At 70.8% G+C, this 23667-nt stretch carries 23 protein-coding genes; 10 read left to right on the top strand and 13 right to left on the bottom strand.

The window, feature by feature from the left end:
- Nucleotides 1–9 precede the first annotated feature (9 nt).
- A complete protein-coding gene (locus BUE44_RS02035; RefSeq protein ID WP_073492931.1) occupies nucleotides 10–849 on the bottom strand; it encodes an SDR family oxidoreductase in 840 nt (279 codons plus the stop codon).
- 151 nt (nucleotides 850–1000) lie between these two features.
- Nucleotides 1001–1417 (bottom strand): arsenate reductase ArsC, encoded by a 417-nt coding sequence (locus BUE44_RS02030; protein WP_073492929.1) that lies wholly within the window; start codon nucleotides 1415–1417, stop codon nucleotides 1001–1003.
- Nucleotides 1418–1507: 90 nt separating this feature from the next.
- Between BUE44_RS02030 and BUE44_RS02025 the strand changes: the two genes are divergently transcribed.
- Nucleotides 1508–1816, top strand: a complete 309-nt coding sequence (locus tag BUE44_RS02025; RefSeq protein ID WP_073492927.1) for an ArsR/SmtB family transcription factor — start codon at nucleotides 1508–1510, stop codon at nucleotides 1814–1816.
- The gene (arsB, locus tag BUE44_RS02020) at nucleotides 1813–2949 is read left to right on the top strand and encodes an ACR3 family arsenite efflux transporter (protein ID WP_073492924.1); all 1137 of its coding nucleotides are present in this window, start codon (nucleotides 1813–1815) and stop codon (nucleotides 2947–2949) included. The genes BUE44_RS02025 and arsB overlap by 4 nt, the downstream gene beginning before the upstream one ends.
- A 61-nt stretch (nucleotides 2950–3010) precedes the next feature.
- Here arsB and BUE44_RS02015 read toward each other — a convergent pair whose 3' ends face one another.
- Nucleotides 3011–3376, bottom strand: coding sequence for an ArsR/SmtB family transcription factor (locus BUE44_RS02015; protein ID WP_073492922.1), 366 nt, complete (start codon nucleotides 3374–3376; stop codon nucleotides 3011–3013).
- A gap of 168 nt (nucleotides 3377–3544) precedes the next feature.
- On the opposite strand from BUE44_RS02015, the gene BUE44_RS02010 reads away from it, so the two are divergent.
- Nucleotides 3545–4126 carry a Uma2 family endonuclease gene (locus tag BUE44_RS02010; protein ID WP_073492920.1) on the top strand — a complete coding sequence of 194 codons (582 nt, stop codon included), beginning with the start codon at nucleotides 3545–3547 and terminating at the stop codon, nucleotides 4124–4126.
- Nucleotides 4127–4247: 121 nt separating this feature from the next.
- Here BUE44_RS02010 and BUE44_RS02005 read toward each other — a convergent pair whose 3' ends face one another.
- On the bottom strand, nucleotides 4248–5258 hold the full coding sequence (locus tag BUE44_RS02005; RefSeq protein ID WP_073492918.1) for a L,D-transpeptidase: 1011 nt from the start codon (nucleotides 5256–5258) through the stop codon (nucleotides 4248–4250).
- Between the two features lie 424 nt (nucleotides 5259–5682).
- On the opposite strand from BUE44_RS02005, the gene BUE44_RS02000 reads away from it, so the two are divergent.
- A complete protein-coding gene (locus BUE44_RS02000) occupies nucleotides 5683–7860 on the top strand; it encodes a hypothetical protein (protein WP_143172456.1) in 2178 nt (725 codons plus the stop codon).
- Nucleotides 7861–8456: 596 nt separating this feature from the next.
- Here BUE44_RS02000 and BUE44_RS01990 read toward each other — a convergent pair.
- From BUE44_RS01990 to ychF, 3 genes are all read right to left on the bottom strand, one after another.
- Entirely contained in the window at nucleotides 8457–9005 is a 549-nt protein-coding gene (locus BUE44_RS01990) for a winged helix-turn-helix domain-containing protein (RefSeq protein ID WP_235001862.1), read from the bottom strand.
- Between the two features lie 436 nt (nucleotides 9006–9441).
- Nucleotides 9442–10860 (bottom strand): ATP-binding protein, encoded by a 1419-nt coding sequence (locus BUE44_RS01985; RefSeq protein ID WP_073492911.1) that lies wholly within the window; start codon nucleotides 10858–10860, stop codon nucleotides 9442–9444.
- 268 nt (nucleotides 10861–11128) lie between these two features.
- Nucleotides 11129–12217, bottom strand: a complete 1089-nt coding sequence (ychF, locus tag BUE44_RS01980; protein ID WP_073492909.1) for a redox-regulated ATPase YchF — start codon at nucleotides 12215–12217, stop codon at nucleotides 11129–11131.
- A 175-nt stretch (nucleotides 12218–12392) separates the two neighbouring features.
- Here ychF and BUE44_RS36990 point away from each other — a divergent pair, with 175 nt between their 5' ends.
- Entirely contained in the window at nucleotides 12393–12959 is a 567-nt protein-coding gene (locus BUE44_RS36990) for a DUF6542 domain-containing protein (RefSeq protein WP_073492907.1), read from the top strand.
- On the opposite strand, the gene ppgK is transcribed toward BUE44_RS36990, so the two are convergent.
- From ppgK to BUE44_RS01960, 3 genes are all read right to left on the bottom strand, one after another.
- Entirely contained in the window at nucleotides 12880–13623 is a 744-nt protein-coding gene (gene ppgK, locus BUE44_RS01970; RefSeq protein ID WP_073492904.1) for a polyphosphate--glucose phosphotransferase, read from the bottom strand. The genes BUE44_RS36990 and ppgK overlap by 80 nt on opposite strands.
- A 90-nt stretch (nucleotides 13624–13713) precedes the next feature.
- Nucleotides 13714–14703, bottom strand: a complete 990-nt coding sequence (locus tag BUE44_RS01965) for a 4-hydroxy-3-methylbut-2-enyl diphosphate reductase (protein WP_073492902.1) — start codon at nucleotides 14701–14703, stop codon at nucleotides 13714–13716.
- 59 nt (nucleotides 14704–14762) lie between these two features.
- On the bottom strand, nucleotides 14763–15785 hold the full coding sequence (locus tag BUE44_RS01960) for a hypothetical protein (RefSeq protein ID WP_073492899.1): 1023 nt from the start codon (nucleotides 15783–15785) through the stop codon (nucleotides 14763–14765).
- A 110-nt stretch (nucleotides 15786–15895) separates the two neighbouring features.
- Here BUE44_RS01960 and xseA point away from each other — a divergent pair, with 110 nt between their 5' ends.
- From xseA to BUE44_RS01945, 3 genes are all read left to right on the top strand, one after another.
- Entirely contained in the window at nucleotides 15896–17128 is a 1233-nt protein-coding gene (xseA, locus tag BUE44_RS01955; RefSeq protein ID WP_073492897.1) for an exodeoxyribonuclease VII large subunit, read from the top strand.
- A gap of 101 nt (nucleotides 17129–17229) precedes the next feature.
- A complete protein-coding gene (locus BUE44_RS01950; protein ID WP_073492895.1) occupies nucleotides 17230–17496 on the top strand; it encodes an exodeoxyribonuclease VII small subunit in 267 nt (88 codons plus the stop codon).
- Between the two features lie 161 nt (nucleotides 17497–17657).
- Complete coding sequence (locus BUE44_RS01945) at nucleotides 17658–18251, top strand: malonic semialdehyde reductase (protein ID WP_073492893.1); 594 nt, start codon at nucleotides 17658–17660, stop codon at nucleotides 18249–18251.
- Nucleotides 18252–18266: 15 nt separating this feature from the next.
- Here BUE44_RS01945 and BUE44_RS01940 read toward each other — a convergent pair whose 3' ends face one another.
- Nucleotides 18267–18806: a DUF4245 domain-containing protein gene (locus BUE44_RS01940; protein WP_322939331.1), complete on the bottom strand. Its 540-nt coding sequence runs from the start codon at nucleotides 18804–18806 to the stop codon at nucleotides 18267–18269.
- Between the two features lie 184 nt (nucleotides 18807–18990).
- Here BUE44_RS01940 and glpX point away from each other — a divergent pair, with 184 nt between their 5' ends.
- Complete coding sequence (glpX, locus tag BUE44_RS01935) at nucleotides 18991–20022, top strand: class II fructose-bisphosphatase (RefSeq protein WP_073492889.1); 1032 nt, start codon at nucleotides 18991–18993, stop codon at nucleotides 20020–20022.
- Nucleotides 20023–20265: 243 nt separating this feature from the next.
- Here glpX and BUE44_RS01930 read toward each other — a convergent pair whose 3' ends face one another.
- Nucleotides 20266–20595, bottom strand: coding sequence for a WhiB family transcriptional regulator (locus BUE44_RS01930; protein WP_235001883.1), 330 nt, complete (start codon nucleotides 20593–20595; stop codon nucleotides 20266–20268).
- A gap of 426 nt (nucleotides 20596–21021) precedes the next feature.
- Nucleotides 21022–21732 (bottom strand): DUF1707 SHOCT-like domain-containing protein, encoded by a 711-nt coding sequence (locus BUE44_RS01925; RefSeq protein WP_073492886.1) that lies wholly within the window; start codon nucleotides 21730–21732, stop codon nucleotides 21022–21024.
- Between the two features lie 212 nt (nucleotides 21733–21944).
- Between BUE44_RS01925 and BUE44_RS01920 the strand changes: the two genes are divergently transcribed.
- Nucleotides 21945–23600, top strand: a complete 1656-nt coding sequence (locus tag BUE44_RS01920) for a fumarate hydratase (protein WP_073492884.1) — start codon at nucleotides 21945–21947, stop codon at nucleotides 23598–23600.
- Nucleotides 23601–23667 lie beyond the last annotated feature (67 nt).

The following is a 23667-nucleotide window of genomic DNA, read 5'->3' as shown; positions in this document are numbered from 1 at the left end:
GGTCGGCCTTCAGCCGCCGGTGGCGAACCCGGGGAAGAGCGTCATGCCGCCGTCGACGTAGAGGGTGGTGCCGACGACGTAGTCGAAAAGGTCGGAGGCCATCGCGACCACGGCGTCGGCGATGTCCTCCGGGTCGCCCACGCGGCCGTACGGGATCAGCTTGAGCAGGTCCGCCTCGGCCTGCGGGGTCTCCCAGGCGGCCCTGTTGATGGGGGTGCGGATCGCGCCGGGGGCGATCGCGTTCACCCGGACGCGGTGCGGTGCCAGCTCCTGGGCGAGGGTCTGCATCAGCATGCCCACACCGCCCTTGGAGGAGGCGTAGTTGACGTGGCCCGCCCAGGGGATGACCTGGTGGACCGAGCTCATGCAGATGATCTTCCCGGCGGCCCGGGACACCTCGGGGACGACACCGCGGCGCAGGAACTCCTTGGCGGCCTCGCGCGCGCACAGGAACTGCCCGGTGAGGTTGACGTCGATGACCTTCTGCCACTGGGCGAGGGACATGTCGGTGACCGCGGCGTCCCGTTGGAGGCCCGCGTTGGCCACCATGATGTCGAGGGTGCCGAACTCCCGGACGGCGCGGGCCACCATCGCCACGACCTGGTCCTCGTCGGACACGTCGGCCTCGTGGGCGTAGGCGCTGACCCCGAACGCCTCGATCCGCTCCACGACTTGCGCTGCCTGGTCGGCACCGGACACGTAGTTGACCACGACGTCGGCCCCGGCCCGGCCCAGGGCGATGGCGGTCGCCTTTCCGATACCGGAACTCGCCCCCGTCACCAGGGCTTTCTGCCCCCGGAGGAGCTGCACGCCCAGCGGTGCCCGATCTTCCTTGGCCTTTCCAGCCACCACGGTCCTCCTCGACCCTCGCACGACGGAGGTCCGGACGGCAGGCCCCGGCCGTCGCGTTCCACCGCCCAGACGAAAGCACCAAACCCCGCGCACGGCGGACCGGCTCGCCCGGCGGCCACGCTTCAGCCGGCCACGTCACCCGGACGGCTCACCGCGGGGCGATCTCGGCGATCAGGCCCTCGACGAGCACCTTGATCTCGTCACGGATCGGCCGTACCGCCTCGACGCCCTGCCCGGCGGGGTCGTCGAGCTTCCAGTCGAGGTACCGCTTGCCGGGGAAGACCGGGCAGGCGTCGCCGCAGCCCATGGTGATGCAGACGTCGGAGGCCTGGACGGCCTCGACGGTGAGGACCTTGGGGGTCTCGGCGGAGATGTCGACGCCGACCTCCTTCATGGCCTCGACAGCGGCGGGGTTGACGGCATCGCCGGGGGCTGAGCCGGCCGAGCGGACCTCGACGCGGTCGCCGGCCAGGTGGGTCAGCCAGGCGGCGGCCATCTGCGAGCGGCCGGCGTTGTGGACGCAGACGAACAGGACGGACGGCTTGCCGCCGGGGGTCTCGGGCATGAGGGCTCTCTCGTCTCGGGGGCGGCGCCAACCGGCAGCGGCACCGGCGGTCACTGGTATCAGTGGACAATGATGTGACAATATCAGCGCATGCTGACTTCAGTCGATGCTGATGTGATCCGGGTGCTGGGCGATCCGCTCCGGCTGCGGATCGTGACCCTCCTGGCCCGCGAGACGCTGTGCACGACGCACCTGGTCGAGGAGACCGGGGCCAAGCAGACCAACCTGTCCAACCACATGAAGGTGCTGCGGGAAGCCGGCCTGGTGGAGACCGAGCCCTGCGGCCGGTTCACCTACTACAGGCTCAAGGCCGAGGTCCTGGCCGGCCTGTCGGAGCAGTTCGCCGAGCTCGCCGCCTCCGCGGTCGCCGCCGGGCAGAACAAGAGGTCCTGCCCGTGACCTCCGCCGAACCGGCCACCGCCGCCACCGCGCCTGCCGCCGCCGCTTCCGCCGCGCCCGCCGCTGACGGCTCCGTGGTGGGACGGCTCTCCACCCTGGACCGCTACCTGGCCGTCTGGATCCTCGTCGCCATGGGCGCCGGCATCGGTCTGGGCCGGGTGATCCCCGGGCTGAACAGCGCCCTGGCGAAGGTCGAGATCGGCGGGGTCTCGTTGCCGATCGCCGTCGGACTGCTGGTGATGATGTATCCGGTGCTGGCCAAGGTCCGCTACGACCACCTGGACCGCGTCACCGGCGACCGCAGGCTGATGGTCTCGTCCCTGGTCGTCAACTGGCTCGTGGGGCCCGCGGTGATGTTCACCCTGGCGTGGGTCTTCCTGCCGGACCTGCCCGCCTACCGCACCGGCCTGATCATCGTCGGCCTGGCCCGCTGCATCGCCATGGTCATCATTTGGAACGACCTCGCCTGCGGCGACCGCGAGGCCGCCGCCGTACTGGTGGCGCTGAACTCCGTCTTCCAGGTCCTCGCCTTCAGCCTGCTGGGCTGGCTCTACCTCGACGGCCTGCCCCGGTGGCTGGGCCTGGGCGACGGACAGGGCCTGGACGTGCCGGTGTGGAAGATCGCTCTCAACGTCGCCGTCTTCCTCGGCGTGCCGCTGCTGGCCGGCTTCCTGACCCGCCGCGTCGGCGAGCGGACGATGGGCCGGGAGGCGTACGAGGCCGGGTTCCTGCCGAGGATCGGCCCGTGGGCGCTGTACGGGCTGCTGTTCACGATCGTCGTCCTCTTCGCCCTCCAGGGGAGGACGATCACCCGCCAGCCCGGCGACGTCGCCCGTATCGCCCTGCCGCTGCTCGCGTACTTCGCGCTCATGTTCTTCGGCACGTTCGCCCTCGGCAAGAGCCTCGGTCTGCCTTACGAGCGCACCGCCACGCTGGCCTTCACCGCGGCCGGCAACAACTTCGAGCTGGCCATCGCGGTCGCCATCGCGACCTTCGGCGTCACCTCAGGCCAGGCCCTGTCCGGCGTCGTCGGCCCCCTCATCGAGGTGCCGGTCCTCATCGGCCTGGTCCACGTCGCCCTCGCCTGGCGCAGGCGGTTCCCCGTCGGGCAGGCGGACCCGGGGCGGGCGTAGCGCGGCAGCCGACGCGGCAGGGACCTGCCGGTCGGATCGACCGGCAGGCCCCCCCGGACGGCTACTGACGTACGTCGAGCATGGCCGACATCCCGGCGACCACCGAGGGCGCCACCGTGTAGTAGACCCAGGTGCCGCGCCGTTCGGAGGTCAGCAGACCGGCCTCGCGGAGCTTCTTCAGGTGGTGGGAGACGGTCGGCTGGGACACGCCGACGTCCTGGATGTCGCACACGCACGCCTCGCCGCCCGGGTGCGAGGCGATCTTCGAGAACAGCCGCAGCCGCACCGGGTCCGACAGGGCCTTGAACATGCCGGCCATCTTCTCCGCGTCGGCCACCGACAGCTCACCCGCGGTGATCGGCGGACAGCACGGCACCGCCGGTTCGTCCCGGAGGACCGGCAGCTCGACCGTCCGTGAATTCGACATGCTTCTATGTTGACACCTGTCGATAGGTGAGGCAACCTTCGCGGTCCCGGCCGGCATCGAACAGGGCGCCATCGTCGCCGGCCACGTACCCGACCGGCGGGGACAGAGGGTGCCTCCGTCGTCAGCCATCTCGTGGCCCGGACTTCCCCGAGTCGCTACGGTTGAGCCATGACCGCACTGCCCGACTGGATGCGCCCGCCCCGCGCGGAAGGCTGGTTCGCGGACGACCTGGACCGCCTCCCGGAAGCGCCGCGCCACACCGAGCTGATCGACGGGGCCCTCGTATTCATGATGTCCCCACAGCGGTGGTGGCACGGCCATCTCGTCACGATGCTCACCGTGGCTCTCATGGAGCAGGCGCCGGCCGGCGTAAGAGTCGGGCGGGAGATGACCATCAAACTCGATCAACGCAATCGGCCCGAGCCGGATCTGCTGGTGACGACAGCCGACTTCGACGGTGACCGCACCTGGTTCGCACCGGATGAGGTACGACTCGCCGTCGAGGTGGTCTCTCCCGAGTCCGCCCACCGGGACCGCACGGTGAAGCTCCACAAATACGGGGAGGCCGGCATCCCGCACTACTGGCGCATCGAGGACGAGGGCGGAGCGCCCGTCGTCCACGTCTATGAGCTCGACGAGCCGACCGCCACCTACGTGCCCGTTGGCATCTTCAGGGACTCCCTCCACCGCCCGGTGCCCTTCGACATCAACCTCGACCTGCAGAAGCTCGCTCCGCCCGACCGCGGCTGAGTGACCACCCGGTCCGTACGGAGCAGACCCCGGTCGAGCTTCGGAGGCGCCCGCCGCCCGGGACGGCGCTTCGCCGCGTGGGCGACATGCCCTGGTGGCTCGGCTGGAGCGGACGGGGCCCTCAGGTGGTCGTCGGGGTGGTGAGCTGGCCGAGTCCGCTGGCGTCAGGGGAGATCCAGCTGCTCCAGTTGGTCACGTCGTAGTCGGCGTACCCGTTGTCCGCTGCGGCGGCGGGGCTGGCGGAGCCGGTGATGGTGACGGGGTCTCCCTGGCGGGCGAAGGCGTAGAACCACTTGGCGTTGGCCATCGACAGGTGGACGCAACCGTGCGAGCCGACGCTGTGGCCCGGCTGCGGGTCGCCGTCGGAGTAGTGCACGTACGTGCCGGAGGTCGTGAGTTCCACGGCGAACGGGTACTTGCCGTGGTAATAGTTCGGATCGCTCTTGCTGCAGGCGATGTGGACGCTGCACGAGTCCATGAGCACTTCACGGGACTTGCCTATGACGGCCATCGTCCCGGTCCACGAGGGGAACTTCGGGCTGCCGGCGTCGATCGGGAAAGTCTTGGTCACCGTGCCGTCGCGATACACCTTCATCAGGTGCTGGTCCGCGTAGACGTGCACCTCGTCGTCCGAGCCGACGGTGAAGGAGTGCAGGTAGGAGCGGATCCCGTAGCGTCCGTGCCCGTCGCCCACCCCGGTGAGTTCCGCGTCGAGGCTCACCTTCGTCCCGGAGGGCCAGTACGCCTTGGGGCGGAAGTCCACCCGCTGGGAACCGAACCAGTGCCAGGCCCCGGTCACCGGGGTCGAGGTGGTCAGTTTCAAGTGCTTCTCGATGTCCGCGCGGGCCGAGACGGCCACCGCCTTGCTGAAGGTGACGGAGATCGGCATCGCCACGCCCACGGTCGTACCGCTCTGGGGTTGGATGGTGTCGAGCAGCATCTTCGGCCGCTGAGGCGTCGTGGAACTCTTCGGCGACGGCGTCGACGCGGGACCGGAGCCGGCCTTCGTCCCGGCAGGACCGGCAGCCGATCCGGACCCGGCGGAGGACGACTTGCCACCGCAGCCGGACACACCCGCCGCTATCGCTGCCACCAGCGCGGCCACACTGATGATCTTGTTCGCTCGTATCACGGTGCTCCCCTACCCCTGTATGCGTGCCCTCCTACCCCACACGGACCTAGACATCGCCCGGGGCACTCCAGTTCCGCACCGGCCAGGGAAGTCCGACCTGCTCAGAGCGCATCGCCGACGGTGCTCCCGCGCGGGGGGCTCCCCCAGATTACCCACGCCGCGGCAGATCCCGGACTCCGCGTCCGTCAGGGCCGCCCGGCTGTCAGGGCCGCCACGCCCGTACGAGGTCCGCGGGCCCCCAGTGCGCGGCGAGCGGTGCGGCACGTCCGAGAAGGTCGTCAGTCGTCACGGTCCGAACCGGTGGATGCACCGAGCTGACGCCGCCCCGGCGCCACGGAGGCCGTGTCCGCGGGTCGGGCTAGGGTGTGCCGTTCCGAACGTCTTTTCGGTGTTCGAAGATTGTTCATGAGGGGGGAGTATGGGGATGAACCGCCTGAAGGCGGCCCTGGCGGCTGCGTCGGTGCTCGCCGCCACGCTGCTGCTGGGCACGGCCGGCACGGCGTCCGCGGACGTACCGATCGAGGACTACGGCAAGTACGTCACCATCGACGGCCCGCAGGGCCTGGAGGTCGGCGGTGACTGGGGGGTGTGGACGCTCCACGCCAAGAACCCGAACGGCGTCGCCGACAGCAAGGACCACCTGGTCTTCAACGCTTTCTCGAGCAGCGACGAGCAGCAGCTCCAGTTCCAGGTCCGGACCGGTACGGGCGGGGCGTGGACGGACCCGCAGGTCCAGTGGTCGCAGATGTCGTCGTGGGCGAACGACCCGCAGTACCTGGCGTCCATCGACGTCACCGGCGCCGCGCTCGATCTCGCCCCGCACGCCGACACCGTCTACCAGCTGCGTGCCCGGCGGCTGGCGACCGGGACGAAGACCGAGCCGTTCGAAACGGGTTTCAGCGCGTTCCTGACGCCGCAGCGGTCGCCGGACGGCCAGCCCGGCGCCTGGATCGCCCAAGCCGGCGTGAACGTCGCTCCACTGGGGCTGACCACGACCCTCCAGGACCTTCCGACCGCGATTCCCGCGGACGGGCGGGCCCGGCAGTTCACCGTCCACATGACCACCGCCAACCAGGCGGACTGGCACCTGGGGACGGCCAGTTTCTTCCTGTGGCAGGGGCAGGGCGTGGGGCGCGATCAAGGCCCGAGCACCTGCGACGCGGAACTCGACGTGCTCGACTCCGCAACCGGCACATGGCACCAGGTCGGCCTCGGAGTGGCCGGCGTCAACGCGTACACCGTCGACCTGGGGTGGGCCAAAGGCACGGCGTACGACCGCACCCTGACCGCCCGGATCACCCTTGGCGGCGGCTTCAAGGCCACCGGCGACGCGAGCATCGGCTTCGGCTACTACCCCGGCTCCGGGGAGACCGACTACTTCTGGGAGCAGCAGCCGCTCTCCACCAGCAACGTGTCAGGGGCGCCCGCATGCGCCGGCGCGCATCCCGGGGCGACCTTCCACGCCACCACCCCGACCCGCGTGCTGGACACCCGCAACGCGATCGGCGTGGCCACCCGGACGCCGGTGGCGCACGGCGGCACGCTGCGCCTGACGCTGCCCGCCGGCAAGCCCATCCCGGCCGGGGCGACCGCCGTCGTCCTCAACGTGACGGCCACCCAGCCCACGGCCTCCGGCGTCCTCACCGTCTACCCGGACGGCAAGCCGCGCCCCACCGCCTCCAACCTGAACTGGGCGCCCGGCCAGACGATCCCGAACCAGGTCGTCGTCCCGCTGGGCGCGGGCGGCAAGCTCGACCTGTACGACAACAGCGGCGGCACGGTGCACCTGATCGCCGACGTCACCGGGTACTACACCGGTGACACCTTCGGCGCGACGTTCAACCCGGTCAGCCCGGCCCGGCTGCTCGACACCCGCGCCGCGAACGGCGTGGCGACCACCACGGCCGTACCCGCGCACGGCACCGTCCACCTCCAGGTCGACGGGCGTGCGGGACTGCCCGAGAACGACGGCTACCCCGTCAGCGGAATCGGCGGGGGCGCCGTGGTGGACGCCGTGGTGCTGAACGTCACGGCAACCGCGCCGACCGCCTCGGGCGTGCTCACCGTCTACCCCGACGGCGACGACCGGCCGATCGCATCGAGCCTCAACTGGACCGCCGGAACGACGATCGCCAACCACGTGGTCGTGCCCGTGGGCGCTGACGGCAAGGTCGCCTTCTACAACAACAGTTCCGGCACCGTTCACCTCGTCGCGGACATCTCCGGCTACTACGCGACACACCCGTCGGGAGCGTACTTCCACCCGATCGCTCCCACCCGCCTGATGGACACCCGTACCACCGGCGCCGTCCCGGCCATGGGGACCCGGGAACTCGACCTCGCCGCCGGAACGGCCGTCCCCGCCAACGCCACCGGCACGGTCCTGAACGTCACCGTCACCCAGCCCAGGACCGGCGGCTTCGTGTCCGTCTACCCGCACGGCACCACCCTGCCGACAGCCTCCAACATCAACTGGAAGGCGGGGCAGACGATCCCCAACCTCGTCACCACCCGCCTGATCGACCGAAAGATCCTCTTCTTCAACCACAGCGCCGGCACAGCCCACTTCATCGCCGACGCAGCCGGCTATTTCACCAGCTAGGCCGGTGTGATCCGTCCGGTCGGCCGTCCGGGAACGTCCCGGACGGCCAACCGGCCGGCACCCGCCACACGTTGCAGCGGAACGCACGCGACAGCTCTCCCACCCCGCGACCGAGTCGGCAGATCAGGGCTTCAGTAACGCGGCATGTTCGGAATCGCCTTCTCCGCGAGCTCGATGAGCGCCTCCACCTTCGCCAAGTCGCCCGCAACCTCCTCCGGCATCACAGCGGGGGCCTCCGACGACCGGTACTCGACTTCGTTGCGCCGGGGCTCGCATGCGGTTGAAAGGACGCCGCATGGACCCGAGGGGCGGGTCGAGCTGCGCCCGCACGGCCTCATAGATGACGGTATGACCACCACGACTGGTCGCACGCAGCCCCTGGTTCTGCAATACCGCGGCCAGCGCTCTGCGCGCGGCGTCATAGGCCAGCGTGTACGCACCCTCCGGGTCTGTGGCCGCCAACTGCCGCGCGGAGCCGACATGGGTGCGCGCCCGAACCAGTTCCGCTTCGGCGGACTCCATGGAAGCGGGGACTCGTTCAAGTCCGCCGCCGGCGATGAGCGCGTCAACCGTCGACCGCCCCTGATTCCAGCGCGTCACTCCACCTCCACGTCAAGGTTCAGCTGTACCAGCGGACGTTCGCGAACGCTGGTGAGGAACGGATCGCCCGTAGGGGCCCCCCACGCCTCGACGGAGACCCGATGAACGTTGACTTCACGGCGCAAGCGCCGTGAAGCCTCCTCGGCCAGGTCGAAGAGCGCGTCGGCATCCGGGGCACCCACAACGAGGACATCCACATCAGCAGGCGGCAGCCCCGGCTCACCGTTGTACCTAGCGGCCCACGAGCCATGGATATAGGCGCGCTCCACGCCTTCGAGTCCGGCGAGCGCATCGGTGAGCACGGACACAGGGCCGAAGGAGACGGACATGAGCTCACTCAGCGGACGGTACAGCGGAGTATCCGTGCGGGCCTTGACGAGGCGACTGCGCCCCACGCGCCGATCGGTCAGGATGCCACCGCCGACCAACCGGTCAACCTCCCGCAGGACAGCGGTGGGCGTCACGCCGACCTCGGCCGCGAGCTCCGCGATGCTGTACTCGCGGTCCGGGTGCAGGAGCGCCAAGGCGAGGAGCTCGCCCTGCATACGAGACCGGAGGATGGGGAGCAGACTTGGTGACACTTTCATTGGACGCAGGATATCAAGCGCCCAGTGAAAGTAACACTCTGCGCCCGCCTAGTCACTCAAACACCCACGGGCACCTGTCGCAAAGCATCCTCGGGTCAACACCAAGTCAGCACGGGAATACAGGAGGGGCCGGACTCGCCAGAGCTCGACCCCTTCCGACCTGCACGCTTGCCGCACCTCACATAAAGCAACGAGGTGCCTGCACGTTGAAGCGGAACGTATCCGGGCCGGACCTGACCTGCGGCGGAGCGCCGATCATGGCCGTGACCAGGCGTTACGGCGTTGGCAGGCGTTTGCGTGTGCCGGTCGCTTTCGAGTGTCCTGCGGACCGTTTGCGGACTGCTTGTACGCACCCGTGCATGCCGGCCTGCCTCGCCTCGCCTGCGATCCCCGCTCACAGCGGCCAGGCGGCCAGCAGATCGCCGGGGCTGTAGGCCGCGTCGAGCCCCGGAGAGTCGACCCCGCTGCGCGAGACCGCCACGACCGCGACAGGTTCGTTGGTGAGGGCAGCCCGGTGTCGATGGAGGGCGGCCAGGTCGTGCCGGTCGAAGGGCGACTGCTCCAGCCACTTGATGGAGCCGACGAAGAGCAGCTCCTTGGCGATGGGGGCGCGGTCCGCCCCGACGATGTCGATCTCGACATCATTGGTACGGGTCCAGTAGCCACCGACCGCAGGAGCTGCGGGCAGCCGGTCGTCGGGCAGGATCCGGGCGATCGCCTCGCGGACGAGCGGCTCGACGGCCCGGCCGCGCCAACTCGTCCAGCTCTCCCTGATCCGCGCCAGGGTCAGATCGCCCCGCCCGCGCTCGATCTCCCCCATGTAGGGGCCCAGCAGGTGCAACCAGAATCGCAGGTAGGGATCGGTCACCCGGTAGCGGCGGTCCTTCGAGGGGCGCAGCGAAACGGGCAGCTCTGCTGCCACGATCCGCTTGTCCGTGAGCAACTCCAGCGCGCGCTGCAGCGGCGTGGCCCCGATTCCGCCGGCCGCGCGGGCGATATTGGTGAAGGTCCGCTCGCCACTGCCGATCGCCGTCAGCACCGCACGGGCTTGAGCCTGCGGCGGGAACTCGGCGGCAAGAGAGCGCTCTGCCGACACCAGCAGGGCGGAGACCGGATCGTCCAGCTCGTCGCCGAGGAAGTCCCACAGCCCCGCGCCATGCGGCCATTCCGCGCAGATCAGCGGCAGCCCACCGGTGACCAGCGCTGCGTCGAAGGCTTGCGCCGGATCCAACCCCAGCATCCGCCCCACGTCGGCGGGGTTCAGCGGCCCGAGCACCATCTCGCGGCCGCGCTGATGGAAGGGCCGACCATAGCTGTTCAGTGCCTCCATCATCGACAGATCCGAGCCGATGAGGACCAGCAGCACCGGCTTTGCCTCCAGTGCCCTGTCCCAGGCTCGCTGCAGCATCCCCTCGAAGGCGCCGTCGGCATCCATCAGGTAGGGCACCTCGTCGATGACCAGCACGCTCGCCCGGTCGGCGGGCAGCGCCGCCGCCAGCACATCGAACGCGGCGTCCCAGTTCTCGGGCCGTGCGGCGGCAACCAGGTGCGCCAATGGCAGCGTCGACGCCTGGGCGTCGCGGGCCAGCCGTGCCAGATCATCCCCAGGAGACGAACCGGTGGCCGCGTAGAACAAGAACGGGGCTCCGGAGCGCTCCACGAACCGCTCGACCAGCCGCGACTTTCCTACCCGCCGCCGTCCGCGCAACATCACACACCGCCCCGGCCGCTCGCCCCCGACCCGCGCGGCGACCTTCTGCAACTCGGTCGCCAGCGTGGCCAGCTCATGCTGGCGACCGACGAAATCCACCATGGACAGACCTCCGCACCTCAGCGCGCACTACTAACATACATGTCACGAACATCCATGTTAGCAACATAGGGCGCCGCCAACAGCTGCCGGACCGTCGCCAGCCGTCCATCGCGCCCTCGCACAGCCGGTTGCCCGGCAGGTAGGCGGCCTCACCAAGCGGCGATCCGCACCCAGGACGTCAGGTGCATCCGAAATTCTGCGGACCGCTGGGGACCGCACGGCAGCACAAGTCGCTTCCTCGCAGGTCAGGCCGCCTCCATGTAATCACTCACACGTTGAAGCGGAACTCCACCACGTCGCCGTCCTGCATCACGTAGTCCTTGCCCTCCATGCGGGCCTTGCCCTTGGCGCGGGCCTCGGCCACGGAGCCGGTGGCGACCAGGTCGGCGAAGGAGATGACCTCGGCCTTGATGAAGCCTTTTTGGAAGTCGGTGTGGATGACGCCGGCGGCCTCGGGGGCGGTGGCGCCGCGCTTGATGGTCCAGGCGCGGGATTCCTTCGGGCCGGCGGTGAGGTAGGTCTGGAGGCCGAGGGTCTCGAAGCCGACGCGGGCGAGGGTGGACAGGCCGGGTTCCTGCTGGCCGACGGACTGGAGGAGTTCGAGGGCTTCCGCGTCGTCCAGTTCGGCCAGGTCGCATTCGAGCTTGGCGTTGAGGAAGATCGCTTCGGCGGGGGCGACCAGGGCGCGCTGCTCGTCCTTGAAGGCCTCGTCGGTCAGCTCGTCCTCGTCGACGTTGAAGACGTAGAGGAAGGGCTTGGTGGTGAGCAGGTGCAGCTCGTGGAGGAGGGCGCCCTGTTCGGTGTCCTTGGTGATGCCGTGGGAGAAGAGGGTGTCGCCGGCGGCCAGGATGGCCTGGGCGGCCTCGGTGGCGGCCAGGACCGCGACCTTCTCCTTCTGGAGGCGGGCTTCCTTCGTCAGGCGCGGGATGGCCTTCTCGACGGACTGGAGGTCGGCGAGGATCAGCTCGGTGTTGATGGTCTCGATGTCGTCCTTGGGCGAGACCTTGCCGTCGACGTGGACGACGTTCTCGTCCTTGAAGGCCCGGATGACCTGGCAGATCGCGTCGGACTCGCGGATGTTCGCGAGGAACTTGTTGCCCAGGCCCTCGCCCACGGAGGCGCCGCGGACGATGCCGGCGATATCGACGAAGTCGACGGTGGCGGGCAGGACGCGGGCCGAGTGGAAGATGCCGGCGAGCGTGTCGAGGCGGGGGTCGGGGACGCCGACCACGCCGACGTTGGGCTCGATCGTGGCGAACGGGTAGTTGGCCGCGAGCACGTCGTTCTTGGTCAGGGCGTTGAAGAGCGTCGACTTGCCGACATTCGGCAGACCGACGATTCCGATGGTGAGCGACACGTGGCGACTTCCCGTAGCTTCCCGTAACGAGGCCGGCGTCCGCAGGCCGGATGCCGGCCGCCAGTCTACGGGGCCGGGGCGCGGCACCCGCCCCGCTTCGAACGCAGGCGCCCAGCCGGGCGAAATACCGGGTCGGCTGCACGTTTTCCCGGTGCGCGGCGCCTACTTTGAGTAGGTGGATCAACACAGTGCGCGACCGGGCGGTCCCGCCGCCCCGCCTCCGGCACCCGGCGGAGAGGCCGCGACGGGGGTCTACCGCCCGTCGGCGCCGCCCCCGCGCGCCGCGCCGGCCGCGCTGATCCGCCGGCTGCGTACGGTCCAGCGGCCCAGGGCGCGGCTGACCGGCCTGGGCACCGGCGTGCTGGTGACCGTGGTGACGGTGCTGGCCGGCACCGTCGACGCGATGCTCTTCGACGGGCCCGGCGTCTTCTTCGGCGTCGTCTTCGTCGCGGTGTGCGCGACCGCCGCGGTCTACGTGCGCCCGTACGACCTGGTGGCGGCCCCGGTGTCGGCGCCGATCGCCTTCGCGCTGGGGATCGGGCTGACCGCCGACAGCGGGGACGGCGGGCTGGTCGGGCGGCTGCTCGGACTCTTCACCGGGCTCGCGCTGATGACCGGGTGGCTCTACACCGGGACCGTGCTGGCCGCGCTGATCGTCGGGATCAGAGCTTTGCGGCTGCCATCGCAGCGCCGACGATCCCGGCGTTGTTCTGCAACTCGGCGGGGACGATCTGCGCGCTGATGCCGTGGCCCTGCAGGTAGGGCAGGAACTTGTCGGCCTTGCGGCTGATGCCGCCGCCCAGCACGAAGAGGTTCGGCGAGAACAGCATCTCGACGTGCGCCAGGTACTTGCGCAGCCGGTGCGCCCAGTGCTCCCAGCTCAGGTCCTCGTCCTCGCGGGCCTTGACCGACGCGCGCCGCTCCGCGTCGTGGCCGTGCAGCTCCAGGTGGCCCAGCTCGGTGTTGGGCAGCAGGCGGCCGTCGACGAAGACGGCGCTGCCTATGCCCGTACCGAGCGTCAGGACGATGACCGTGCCGCCGATGCCGCGCCCGGCACCGAAGGTCATCTCGGCGACGCCCGCCGCGTCCGCGTCGTTGAGCACCACCACGGGCAGCCCGAGGCGCTCGCCGATCGCCTTGCGGGCGTCCAGGCCTATCCAGCCGGCGTCCACGTTGGCCGCGGTCCTGGTGACGCCGTCCGCGACGACCCCGGGGAAGGTGACGCCGAGCGGCCCCGACCAGCCGAAGTGCGTGACGACCTCGTGGACGCCGTCGATCACCGCTTCCGGTGTCGCCGGGTGCGGGGTCAGCACTTTGTACCGCTCGTCGGACAGGTCGCCCTTGTCGAGGTCGACCGGGGCGCCCTTGATGCCCGTACCGCCGATGTCCACACCGAACACGTTCATGACCTCCAGGCTAGAGGCAGGCCCTTGGCCTCACCTCTCGTAGCTCCCCCCACGGGAGGCGCGGGATGACACCGCGGAAATTACCGCACCCTATGCCGATTCCCCCGCGGCGGCCTCCGCACGCAGGTCGCGGCGCAGTTCCTTGGGCAGCGAGAACTGGATGGACTCCTGGGCCGAGGTGACGACCTGGACATCCGCGAACCCGCGCACCGCCAGCCACTCCAGCACCTGGTCGACCAGGATCTCCGGGACCGACGCGCCCGAGGTGACGCCGACGGTGGCGACGCCCTCCAGCCATCCGTCCTCGCACTCGTCGGCGAAGTCCACCAGATACGACGCCCCGGCGCCGGACTGCAGGGCGACCTCGACCAGCCGGATGGCGTTGGAGGAGTTGCGGGAGCCGACGACGATGACCAGGTCGGCCTCGGCGGAGATCTGCTTGACCGCGACCTGGCGGTTCTGGGTGGCGTAGCAGATGTCGTCGCTGGGCGGGGAGAGCAGGTTGGGGAAGCGCTCCTTGAGCGCGTCGACCGTCTCCATGGTCTCGTCGACCGACAGCGTCGTCTGGGACAGCCACACGACCTTGGACTCGTCGCGCACGGCGAGGTCGGCGACGTCCTTGGGGCCGTCGACCAGGTGGGTGCGCTCGGGCGCCTCGCCCATCGTGCCGACGACCTCCTCGTGGCCCTCGTGGCCGATGAGCAGGATGTCGTAGTCCTCCTTGGCGTACCTGACGGCCTCCTTGTGGACCTTGGTCACCAGCGGGCACGTGGCGTCGATCGAGGCGAGTCGGCGCTGGCCGGCCTCCTCGTGGACGACCGGGGCGACGCCGTGCGCGGAGAAGATCACGATGGCGTTCTCCGGCACTTCGGCCGTCTCGTCGACGAAGACGGCGCCCTTCTTCTCCAGGGTCTGCACGACGTATTTGTTGTGCACGATCTGCTTGCGCACGTAGACCGGGGCGCCGTACTGCTCCAGCGCCTTCTCGACGGTGATCACCGCGCGGTCCACGCCTGCGCAGTACCCGCGGGGGGCGGCGAGCAGGACACGGCGGCTGGTTTCGGTCGTCATGCGGTCCATCGTACGGGGGTCGCCCGGCGCGTACGGGAGTGGTCGGGGGGCGTGTGGGGGCAGGGCGTTCACGAACTGGCGCCGATCAGGAACGTGTCCCCGCCGAGCTGTACGGGCTTGCCCGCGGCGGGCACCGAGACCACGTTCATGCTGAGGTAGCGGCTGCGGACGCCGGTCTGCACGCCGGTCACGTAGGCCGAGGTGTCCCCGCCGGGCGTCATCGTGCACAGGTCGGGACGGGTGGAGAAGTCCAGCATCACGAAATACGAGGTCGAGGCGACCAGCGCGCCGCCGTCCGCGGTCTTCAGCGCGTAGGTGTCGGGGAATTTCGTGTAGGGGGTGTCCCATTTGGTGCCGGCGGCCTCGTAGTCCGTACGCAGGCACTTCTTGTAGCGGCCCCAGTGGTCGTTCCTGGTCGTGTACGCCTTGACCGCGGCGCGCTTGACCTCGGAGTCGGCGAGCGCGGCGCCGGCCTTCTTGCCGCCGGAGGCGCGCAGGTCGCTGACCGCGGCGCCGAGGGCGGAGAGCTTGGTGGCGCCGACGGTCGCGTCGGGGGCGACGACCACGGGGGCGCCGTCCGGGCCCTTGGCCAGGGCGGGCAGCGTGCCCTTGTAGTCGTTGGCGACGACCATCTTCCAGCGGCCGCCGGACTGCTGCCGGAAGACCAGCAGCTGGAGGGTGTCGCCGGTGTGTGCGGTGGCCATGAACCACGAGCCGGTGGTGGGGATGAAGAACTGCCGCCGGGAGTAGGTGAAGGGCTCGAAGTAGCCCTTCTTCGCCATGGCCGAAAGCTTCGGGTACTGCTTGTAGACCGCGGAGTCCTCCTGGTACAGCGCGCCGCCCTCGACCGTGCCGAGCAGCGCCTTGTCCCGGGTCTTGTTGGCCGTGTTGTTGACCTTCTCGTAGCTGTCCAGGACGGCGGCGGCCGCCGCGGGCGTGATGATCGGGGCCGCGGCCGCGGTCTTCTCCGTGGTGGACGACGCGGCCGGCTTGTCCCCGCCGTCGCCACCGCCGTCCTTCCCGCCGCAGCCGGCGGCCAGCAGGCCGGCGGTCGCGAGGCCGACGGCTATGGTCACGATGCGCCTGTTCATGATCGTTCCCCCGAGGATTTCGTACGGGCGTCGTAGCTTGTACGACTGTAGTGCGGGTGGCCCGCCCGGCTGCTCCCGGGGGTGTCGGCGGCCGCCGGTAGGGTCGGGGGATGGCTCTCAGCACCTCGGCGGACACGCCGATCCCGGTCGGCGAGGTGTCCCGGCTGATCGGCGGATGGATCGACCGGCTCGGCGCGGTATGGGTCGAGGGGCAGATCACCCAGCTGTCCCGGCGGCCCGGCGCGGGCGTGGTCTTCCTGACGCTGCGCGACCCCTCCCACGACGTCTCGCTCAGCGTGACGTGCTTCCGCGGCGTCTTCGACCAGGTCGCGGACGTGGTCGGCGAGGGCGCGCGGGTGGTGATGCACGCCAAGCCGGAGTGGTACGGCCCGCGCGGCAGCCTGTCGCTGCGCGCGGTGGAGATCCGCCCGGTGGGCGTGGGCGAACTGCTGGTGCGGCTGGAGCGGCTGAAGAAGCAGCTGGCCGGCGAGGGGCTCTTCGCGCTGGACCGCAAGCGCCCGCTGCCCTTCCTGCCGCAGATGATCGGCCTGGTCACCGGGCGGGCGTCGGCGGCCGAGCGGGACGTACGGGAGAACGCCCGGCTGCGCTGGCCCGCGGTGCGCTTCGAGGTGCGCAATGTGCCGGTGCAGGGGGCGAGCGCGGTGCCGCGGGTCATCGAGGCGGTGCGGGAGCTGGACGCGCACCCGGAGGTCGACGTGATCATCGTGGCCCGGGGCGGCGGCAGCGTCGAGGACCTGCTGCCGTTCTCCGACGAGCAGCTGGTGCGTACGGTCGCGGGCTGCGCCACCCCGGTCGTCTCGGCGATCGGGCACGAGCCGGACTCGCCGCTGCTCGACCTGGTCGCCGACCTGCGCGCGTCCACCCCGACGGACGCCGCCAAGCGCGTCGTGCCCGATGTGCGCGAGGAGCTGGCCAAGGTGCGGCTGGTCAGCGACCGGGCGCTGCGGGTGATCCGCGGGCTGCTCGACCGGGAGGAGCGCGGCCTGGACGCTGCGCTGAGCCGGCCCTCGATGGCGGCGCCGCACCGGATGATCGACGAGCGGGCCGCGGAGGTGGCCGACCGCCTCGACCGGGGCCGCCGCTCGCTGCGGCACGCGCTGGACCGGGCGGACGCCGACCTGGCGCACACCCTGGCCCGGGTGGTGGCGCTGTCCCCGGCGGCCACGCTGCGGCGCGGCTACGCGGTGCTCCAGCGGGCGGACGGTGCCGCGGTGCGCGACCCGGCCGAGGTCACCGCGGGCGAGGAGCTGCGGGCGCGGGTGGCGGCCGGCGACTTCGCGGTACGGGTGGCGGCCGGCGACGGGGACGCCGCCGGGAGCTGAGCCCTGCCCGCGGGACGGCGGGCGGTACCCGGGCGGTACCCGGACGCCGGCCGCGCGGGCGGGTGAACCGGGCTGTCGGCGGCCGCCCCTAGGCTGGCTCCATGGCAGCAGACCAGGACACCACCACCGCCGCGCTGGGATACGAGCAGGCCCGCGACGAGCTGATCGACGTCGTCCGCCGGCTGGAGGCGGGCGGCGCCACGCTGGAGGAGTCGCTCGCCCTGTGGGAGCGCGGGGAAGAGCTGGCCAAGGTGTGCCGGCACTGGCTGGAGGGCGCGCGCAGGCGGCTGAACGCGGCGCTGGCGGCGGAGGACGAGACCTCGGACGAGGCGGACGGCGGCGAGGACGCGGCCGGCGCGGAGGCGTAGCAGGCCCTCTGGGTGAGCTAAACACCAGGTCAAACCCTTGACACGAGTGACCGGCGTCACAGTTGAATCCGGAATGGTTGAGATTTCACACAGGTTGGATGGGGTGTTCCAAGCGCGGGAGACCGCGCGAAGCTCCTTCCGACTCCCCCCAGAGGTATCCGATGACGCTCGTACTCGACCCCGCCGCCCAGGACCTCCTCTTCCGCGAGGCCCGCACCGCGAACACCTTCACCGCGGACCCGGTGACCGATGAGCAGCTCCAGGCGATCTACGACCTGGTCAAGTACGCCCCCACCGCCTTCAACCAGCAGCCGCTGCGGGTGGTCCTGGTCCGCTCCGCCGAGGGCCGCGAGCGCCTGGTGCAGCACATGGCCGAGGGCAACCGCCCGAAGACCTCCACCGCCCCGCTGGTGGCGATCCTCGCCGCGGACAACGAATTCCACGAGGAACTGCCCGCCCAGTTCCCGGCCTTCCCGCAGGCCAAGGATGCCTTCTTCGCCGAGCGCCCGGTGCGTGAGAAGTCCGCCGCGCTCAACGCGGCCCTCCAGGTCGGCTACTTCATCATCGGCGTGCGCGCGGCCGGCCTCGCCGCGGGCCCGATGACCGGCTTCGACGCCGACGGCATCAACAAGGAGTTCTTCGCGGACGGCGAGCACTCGGTGCTGGCCGTGGTCAACATCGGCAAGCCCGGCGCGGACGCCTGGTACCCGCGCAACCCGCGGCTGGCCTACGACCAGGTCGTCACGACCGTCTGAGCCCTCTCCCGCGCCCTACTGGCCGCCGCGCTCCCTGAGCGCGGCGGCCATCTGCGTGAGCTGGCTGTCCGGACCGGTGCCCAGCACGATCGTCGTCACGCCGGGCTCCTTGCGCACCAGCGCGGTGTAGCGCTTGCCGGTCCAGCGCTCCCAGACCTGCCCGCCGGCGCTGACCGTCCGCGTACCGTCCCGGTGCGCGCCCAGGGTCACCTCGGAGATGAAGGCGGCCGGGTCGCCGTTGCTCTGCTCGATGGCGACGTACTGCTGCTCGGGGTCCACGAAGCCGACGTGCCAGCTGACCTTGTGCGGGTCGGCCCCGTCGTACGTGACCGAGGTGGCCCGCCACCGGGCGCCGAGCCCCTCGGGTCCCGCGACCTTGAAGGGCGCGTCCCGCCGGGCCTGGCCCAACTCCACGGAATAGCCGACCGGCTTGACCGGGTCGGCCTTGGAGTTGTGCGGAATGAAGAGGTAGATGACGGCGACGACGGCGCTGAGTACCACCAGGGACAGGACCAGGTCCCGCACCGTCTTGTTGCCACGCTTGTCTGCTGCCACGCCCCTATCGTCCCCCATGCCCCGCCGTGCCCCTGCCGCCGGGTCCCCGTGCCGCGGGTCCGCGGGCGGTGGCGCGCGGCGGCAATGCGCTCATGTGACAAGCATCCTGCTCATATTCGCGGGAAACCGATAAGGTCGCAGCACCCTCATATCCGGCCGTCCTCGTACAGAAAGGTGCGCTGCGATGACCGAACAACACCTGCCCCCCGCGCTCGAAGTGAGCCCCGAGGCCCCCGACCGCAACCTGGCCCTGGAACTGGTCCGCGTCACCGAGGCCGCCGCGATGGCCGCCGGGCGGTGGGTCGGCCGCGGTGACAAGAACGGAGCGGACGGCGCCGCCGTCAAGGCGATGCGGACGCTGGTGCACACCGTGTCGATGAACGGCGTCGTGGTGATCGGCGAAGGCGAGAAGGACGAAGCGCCGATGCTCTTCAACGGCGAGCGGATCGGCGACGGCACAGGACCCGAGTGCGACGTCGCCGTCGACCCCGTCGACGGCACCACGCTGACGGCCAAGGGCATGCCCAACGCCGTCTCGGTGCTCGCGGTCGCCGACCGCGGCACGATGTTCGACCCGTCGGCCGTCTTCTACATGGACAAGCTGGTGGCCGGCCCCGAGGCGGCGGAATTCGTCGACATCACCGCGCCGCCCTCGGTGAACATCCGCCGGGTCGCCAAGGCCAAGGGCAACGCGCCGGAGGATGTCACGGTCGTGGTGCTCGACCGGCCCCGGCACGACGGCATCGTGCGGGAGATCAGGGAGACCGGTGCCCGGATCAAATTCATCGCCGACGGTGACGTGGCCGGCGCGATCATGGCGGTACGCGAAGGGACCGGCGTCGACCTGCTGCTCGGCATCGGGGGGACGCCGGAGGGCATCATCGCGGCCTGCGCGGTGACATGTCTGGGCGGCACGATCCAGGGCAGGCTGTGGCCGAAGGACGACGCGGAACGGCAGCGGGCACTGGACGCGGGGCACGACCTGGACAAGGTGCTGACGACCAAGGACCTGGTCAGCGGTGACAACGTCTTCTTCGTGGCGACCGGCGTCACCGACGGCGAACTGCTGCGCGGGGTGCGCTACCGGCGCGAGACGGCGACGACGTCGTCGCTGGTGATGCGGTCCAAGTCGGGCACCATCCGGCAGATCGACTCCGAGCACCGGCTGTCCAAGCTGCGGGCGTACAGCGCGATCGACTTCGACCGGGCGCGCTGACGGGACGCGGGCAGCCGCCCGCACGCCCGCGGACGCCACTGCGGACGGACCGGGGTCGGCGCCCGCGTCACCGCACGTCCTGCCCGGACCGGACCGCCCCGAGCGCGCGCCGGGCGGGCAGGATACGTGCGGTGCTGTGCCATGGGTGCCGCGGGTGTGCCGCGGTGTGCCGTGCCGTGGTGGTGTGCTGACGTGCCGTTGCCGCGGCTGGTGCCGCCGCCTTGCTCCGCTTCGCGGCCGCGGTCAGCCCGCGACGGCTATACCGGCCGCGGGGCGCTGCAGTTCGACCTCGCGGCGGCGCCTGCGGGCCAGCACGACCCGGCGCTCCGCCGCCGTCATGCCGCCCCATACGCCGTACGGCTCCGGCTGGAGCAGCGCGTGCTCGCGGCACTCCAGCATCACCGGGCAGCGGGCGCAGACCCGCTTGGCCGCCTCCTCCCGGGCCAGTCGAGCCGCGGTGGGCTCCTTCGACGGCGCGAAGAACAGCCCCGCCTCGTCGCTGCGGCATGCCGCCTCCGAGTGCCAGGGACCGCCCAAGTCACGGGGGTGACCTGGTGGAGTGGCGGGATCCATGACGGGCTCGATCGGTTGAAGCACGGGAAACTCCTGACGACGGCTCGTGGTGGGTGTGCCACGCTGGCCCGCGCCGACTGCTCCCCGTGCGCAGCGTGCGGCGGCGGCAGCGCGGCGGCGTGTCCCGTTCCCCTACCCGCTGTGCGCGACTTCATGCGCACCGTGTTCACGCCTGATCACACACCGATACCCCGCTGACCTGCACATGGCGTAAACACGCACCATACGTGGCGCACACACGCACCACCTCCCCCTCCCGCCCCAGCCACCCCGGCGGGTCAGCACCGGGTCGCACACGGGGGCGCGCCAAGGGGAGCGCGGGGAGCCGCGCGAGGGAGAGGGCCACCGGCGCCGGGGCGACCGCCGCGGCCGGTCCGGGGGCGACCCGGGACCCCTGCCGTGGAGACGGTGAGCCGCCCCGGCGGGCTACTTCTTCGTCCAGTCCTTGATCTTCTTGCCGCGCTTGGCCTTCGCCTCGACGCCGCCCCAGAAGGCCACTCCGTCGATGCGGACGACCGGGGCGCCGGGGTCGGTGGACTCGTAGGCCTTGACGTCGGAGCCGCCCATGATGCCGATCACGCCGCCGCCGCGCAGCGTCACGTTCTCCGGCAGCTTGATGCTGACGCCGCCCATCACGGCGGTGCAGTGGATGACCAGCTCCGGCGCGGTGAAGGTGGCCTCTGACAGGTCGATCTCGACGCCGCCCAGGATCGCCACCGCGGTGATCTTGTGCCCGACGCGCCAGCGGCCCTTGCGCTCGGCGCCGCCGAGGATGCCGACCAGGTTCGGGTTCTCGCCGCCGCCGTCGCCGGCATAGCCGCGGGCGGCGGGGGCCGCCGCGGCGGACGCCGTACGCCCCACCGGCAGGTCGCGGACCAGCGGCTCCAGCTCGCCCAGCGTCTTGGCCGCGTACACCCGGTCGAGCCGCTCGGAGTGCTCGGACGAGTCGAGCCGGCCCTCGGCCAGCGCCTCGCGCAGGATGTCGGCGATCCGGTCCCGGTCGGCGTCCGACGCGCGCAGGTCCGCCTCGGCGGCCGGCGCGGACGTGGCGGGCGGGGCCGCGACGGCCGTCTCCGCCGGGCGCTGCGCGGGCTCTACGGGCTGCTGCGCGGGCTTCTGGAGCTGCGATTCATCCACCGGACCACCGTAGACCGACGCGATAGATCGCGACTACCCCGAGACCGTCCGGAGCTGCCCCCCATCCGACCCCTAGGGGACGGCCGCCCCGGCGCGGCTCGGACCAAGGGGCGCCGGGGCGGTGAGCCGTACCTCACCACCCGACCGGCCTACGGACGCTCGTATGCTGGACAGGCTTCAGCGACGACGCAGCCGAGTGAGGAATGCCCCTTATGCCCGAGTTCGAATATACGGATCTGCTCCCTCTCGGCGAGGACACCACCGCGTACCGCCTGGTCACCTCCGAGGGAGTGAGCACCTTCGAGGCCGAGGGCCGCACCTTCCTCACCGTCGAGCCCGAGGCGCTGCGCCGGCTCGCCGCCGAGGCGATGCACGACATCTCGCACTACCTGCGCCCCACCCACCTCGCCCAGCTGCGCCGCATCCTGGACGACCCGCAGGCCAGCCCGAACGACCGCTTCGTGGCGCTCGACCTGCTCAAGAACGCCAACATCGCCGCGGCCGGCGTGCTGCCGATGTGCCAGGACACCGGCACCGCCATCGTCATGGGCAAGCGCGGCCAGCAGGTGCTCACCCGGGGCGGCGACGAGGAAGCGCTCTCCCGCGGCATCTTCGACGCCTACACGAAGCTCAACCTGCGCTACTCGCAGATGGCCCCGCTGACCATGTGGGACGAGAAGAACACCGGCTCGAACCTGCCCGCCCAGGTGGAGCTCTACGCCACCGACGGCGGCGCGTACAAGTTCCTCTTCATGGCCAAGGGCGGCGGCAGCGCCAACAAGTCCTTCCTCTACCAGGAGACCAAGGCCGTCCTGAACGAGGCCTCCATGATGACGTTCCTGGAGGCGAAGATCCGCTCGCTCGGCACGGCCGCCTGCCCGCCGTACCACCTGGCGATCGTGGTCGGCGGCACCAGCGCCGAGTTCGCCCTCAAGACCGCGAAGTACGCCTCCGCGCACTACCTGGACGAGCTGCCCGCCGAGGGCTCGCCTGCCGGGCACGGCTTCCGCGACAAGGAGCTGGAGCAGAAGGTCTTCGAGCTGACCCAGACCATCGGCATCGGGGCGCAGTTCGGCGGCAAGTACTTCTGCCACGACGTGCGGGTCGTCCGGCTCCCCCGGCACGGCGCGTCCTGCCCGGTGGCCATCGCCGTGTCCTGCTCCGCCGACCGGCAGGCGCTCGCGAAGATCACCGCCGAGGGCGTCTTCCTGGAGCAGCTGGAGACCGACCCGGCGCGCTTCCTGCCCGAGACCACCGACGAGCACCTCGACGAGGACGTCGTCCGTATCGACCTCAACCGCCCGATGGCCGAGATCCGGGCCGAGCTGACCAAATACCCGGTCAAGACCCGGCTCTCGCTGTCCGGACCGCTGGTCGTCGCCCGCGACATCGCCCACGCCAAGATCAAGGAGCGCCTCGACGCGGGCGAGGAGATGCCGCGGTACCTGCGCGACCACGCCGTCTACTACGCCGGCCCGGCCAAGACCCCCGAGGGCTACGCCTCCGGCTCCTTCGGCCCCACCACCGCGGGCCGGATGGACGCCTACGTCGAGCAGTTCCAGGCGGCGGGCGGCTCCCTGGTGATGCTCGCCAAGGGCAACAGGTCCCAGCAGGTCACCGACGCCTGCGCCGCCCACGGCGGCTTCTACCTCGGCTCGATCGGCGGCCCCGCCGCCCGCCTGGCCCAGGACTGCATCAAGAAGGTCGACGTCCTCGAATACGCCGAGCTGGGCATGGAGGCCGTCTGGCGCATCGAGGTCGAGGACTTCCCCGCCTTCGTCGTCGTCGACGACAAGGGCAACGACTTCTTCACCGACCCCTCCCCCGCCCCGACCTTCACCTCCATCCCGGTCCGCCCGGGCGCCTGACCGCCGCCCGCACTCCCCGCGGGGCACTGACGGAGGCTCAGCGCCCCCGGGTCGCCGTGGCGGCGGT

The sequence above is a fragment of the Actinacidiphila paucisporea genome, assembly GCF_900142575.1.
Taxonomy (GTDB): Bacteria; Actinomycetota; Actinomycetes; order Streptomycetales; family Streptomycetaceae; genus Actinacidiphila; species Actinacidiphila paucisporea.
The sequence above is the reverse complement of the archived record's forward strand: the minus strand, read 5'-3'. Positions and strand labels throughout refer to the sequence as shown.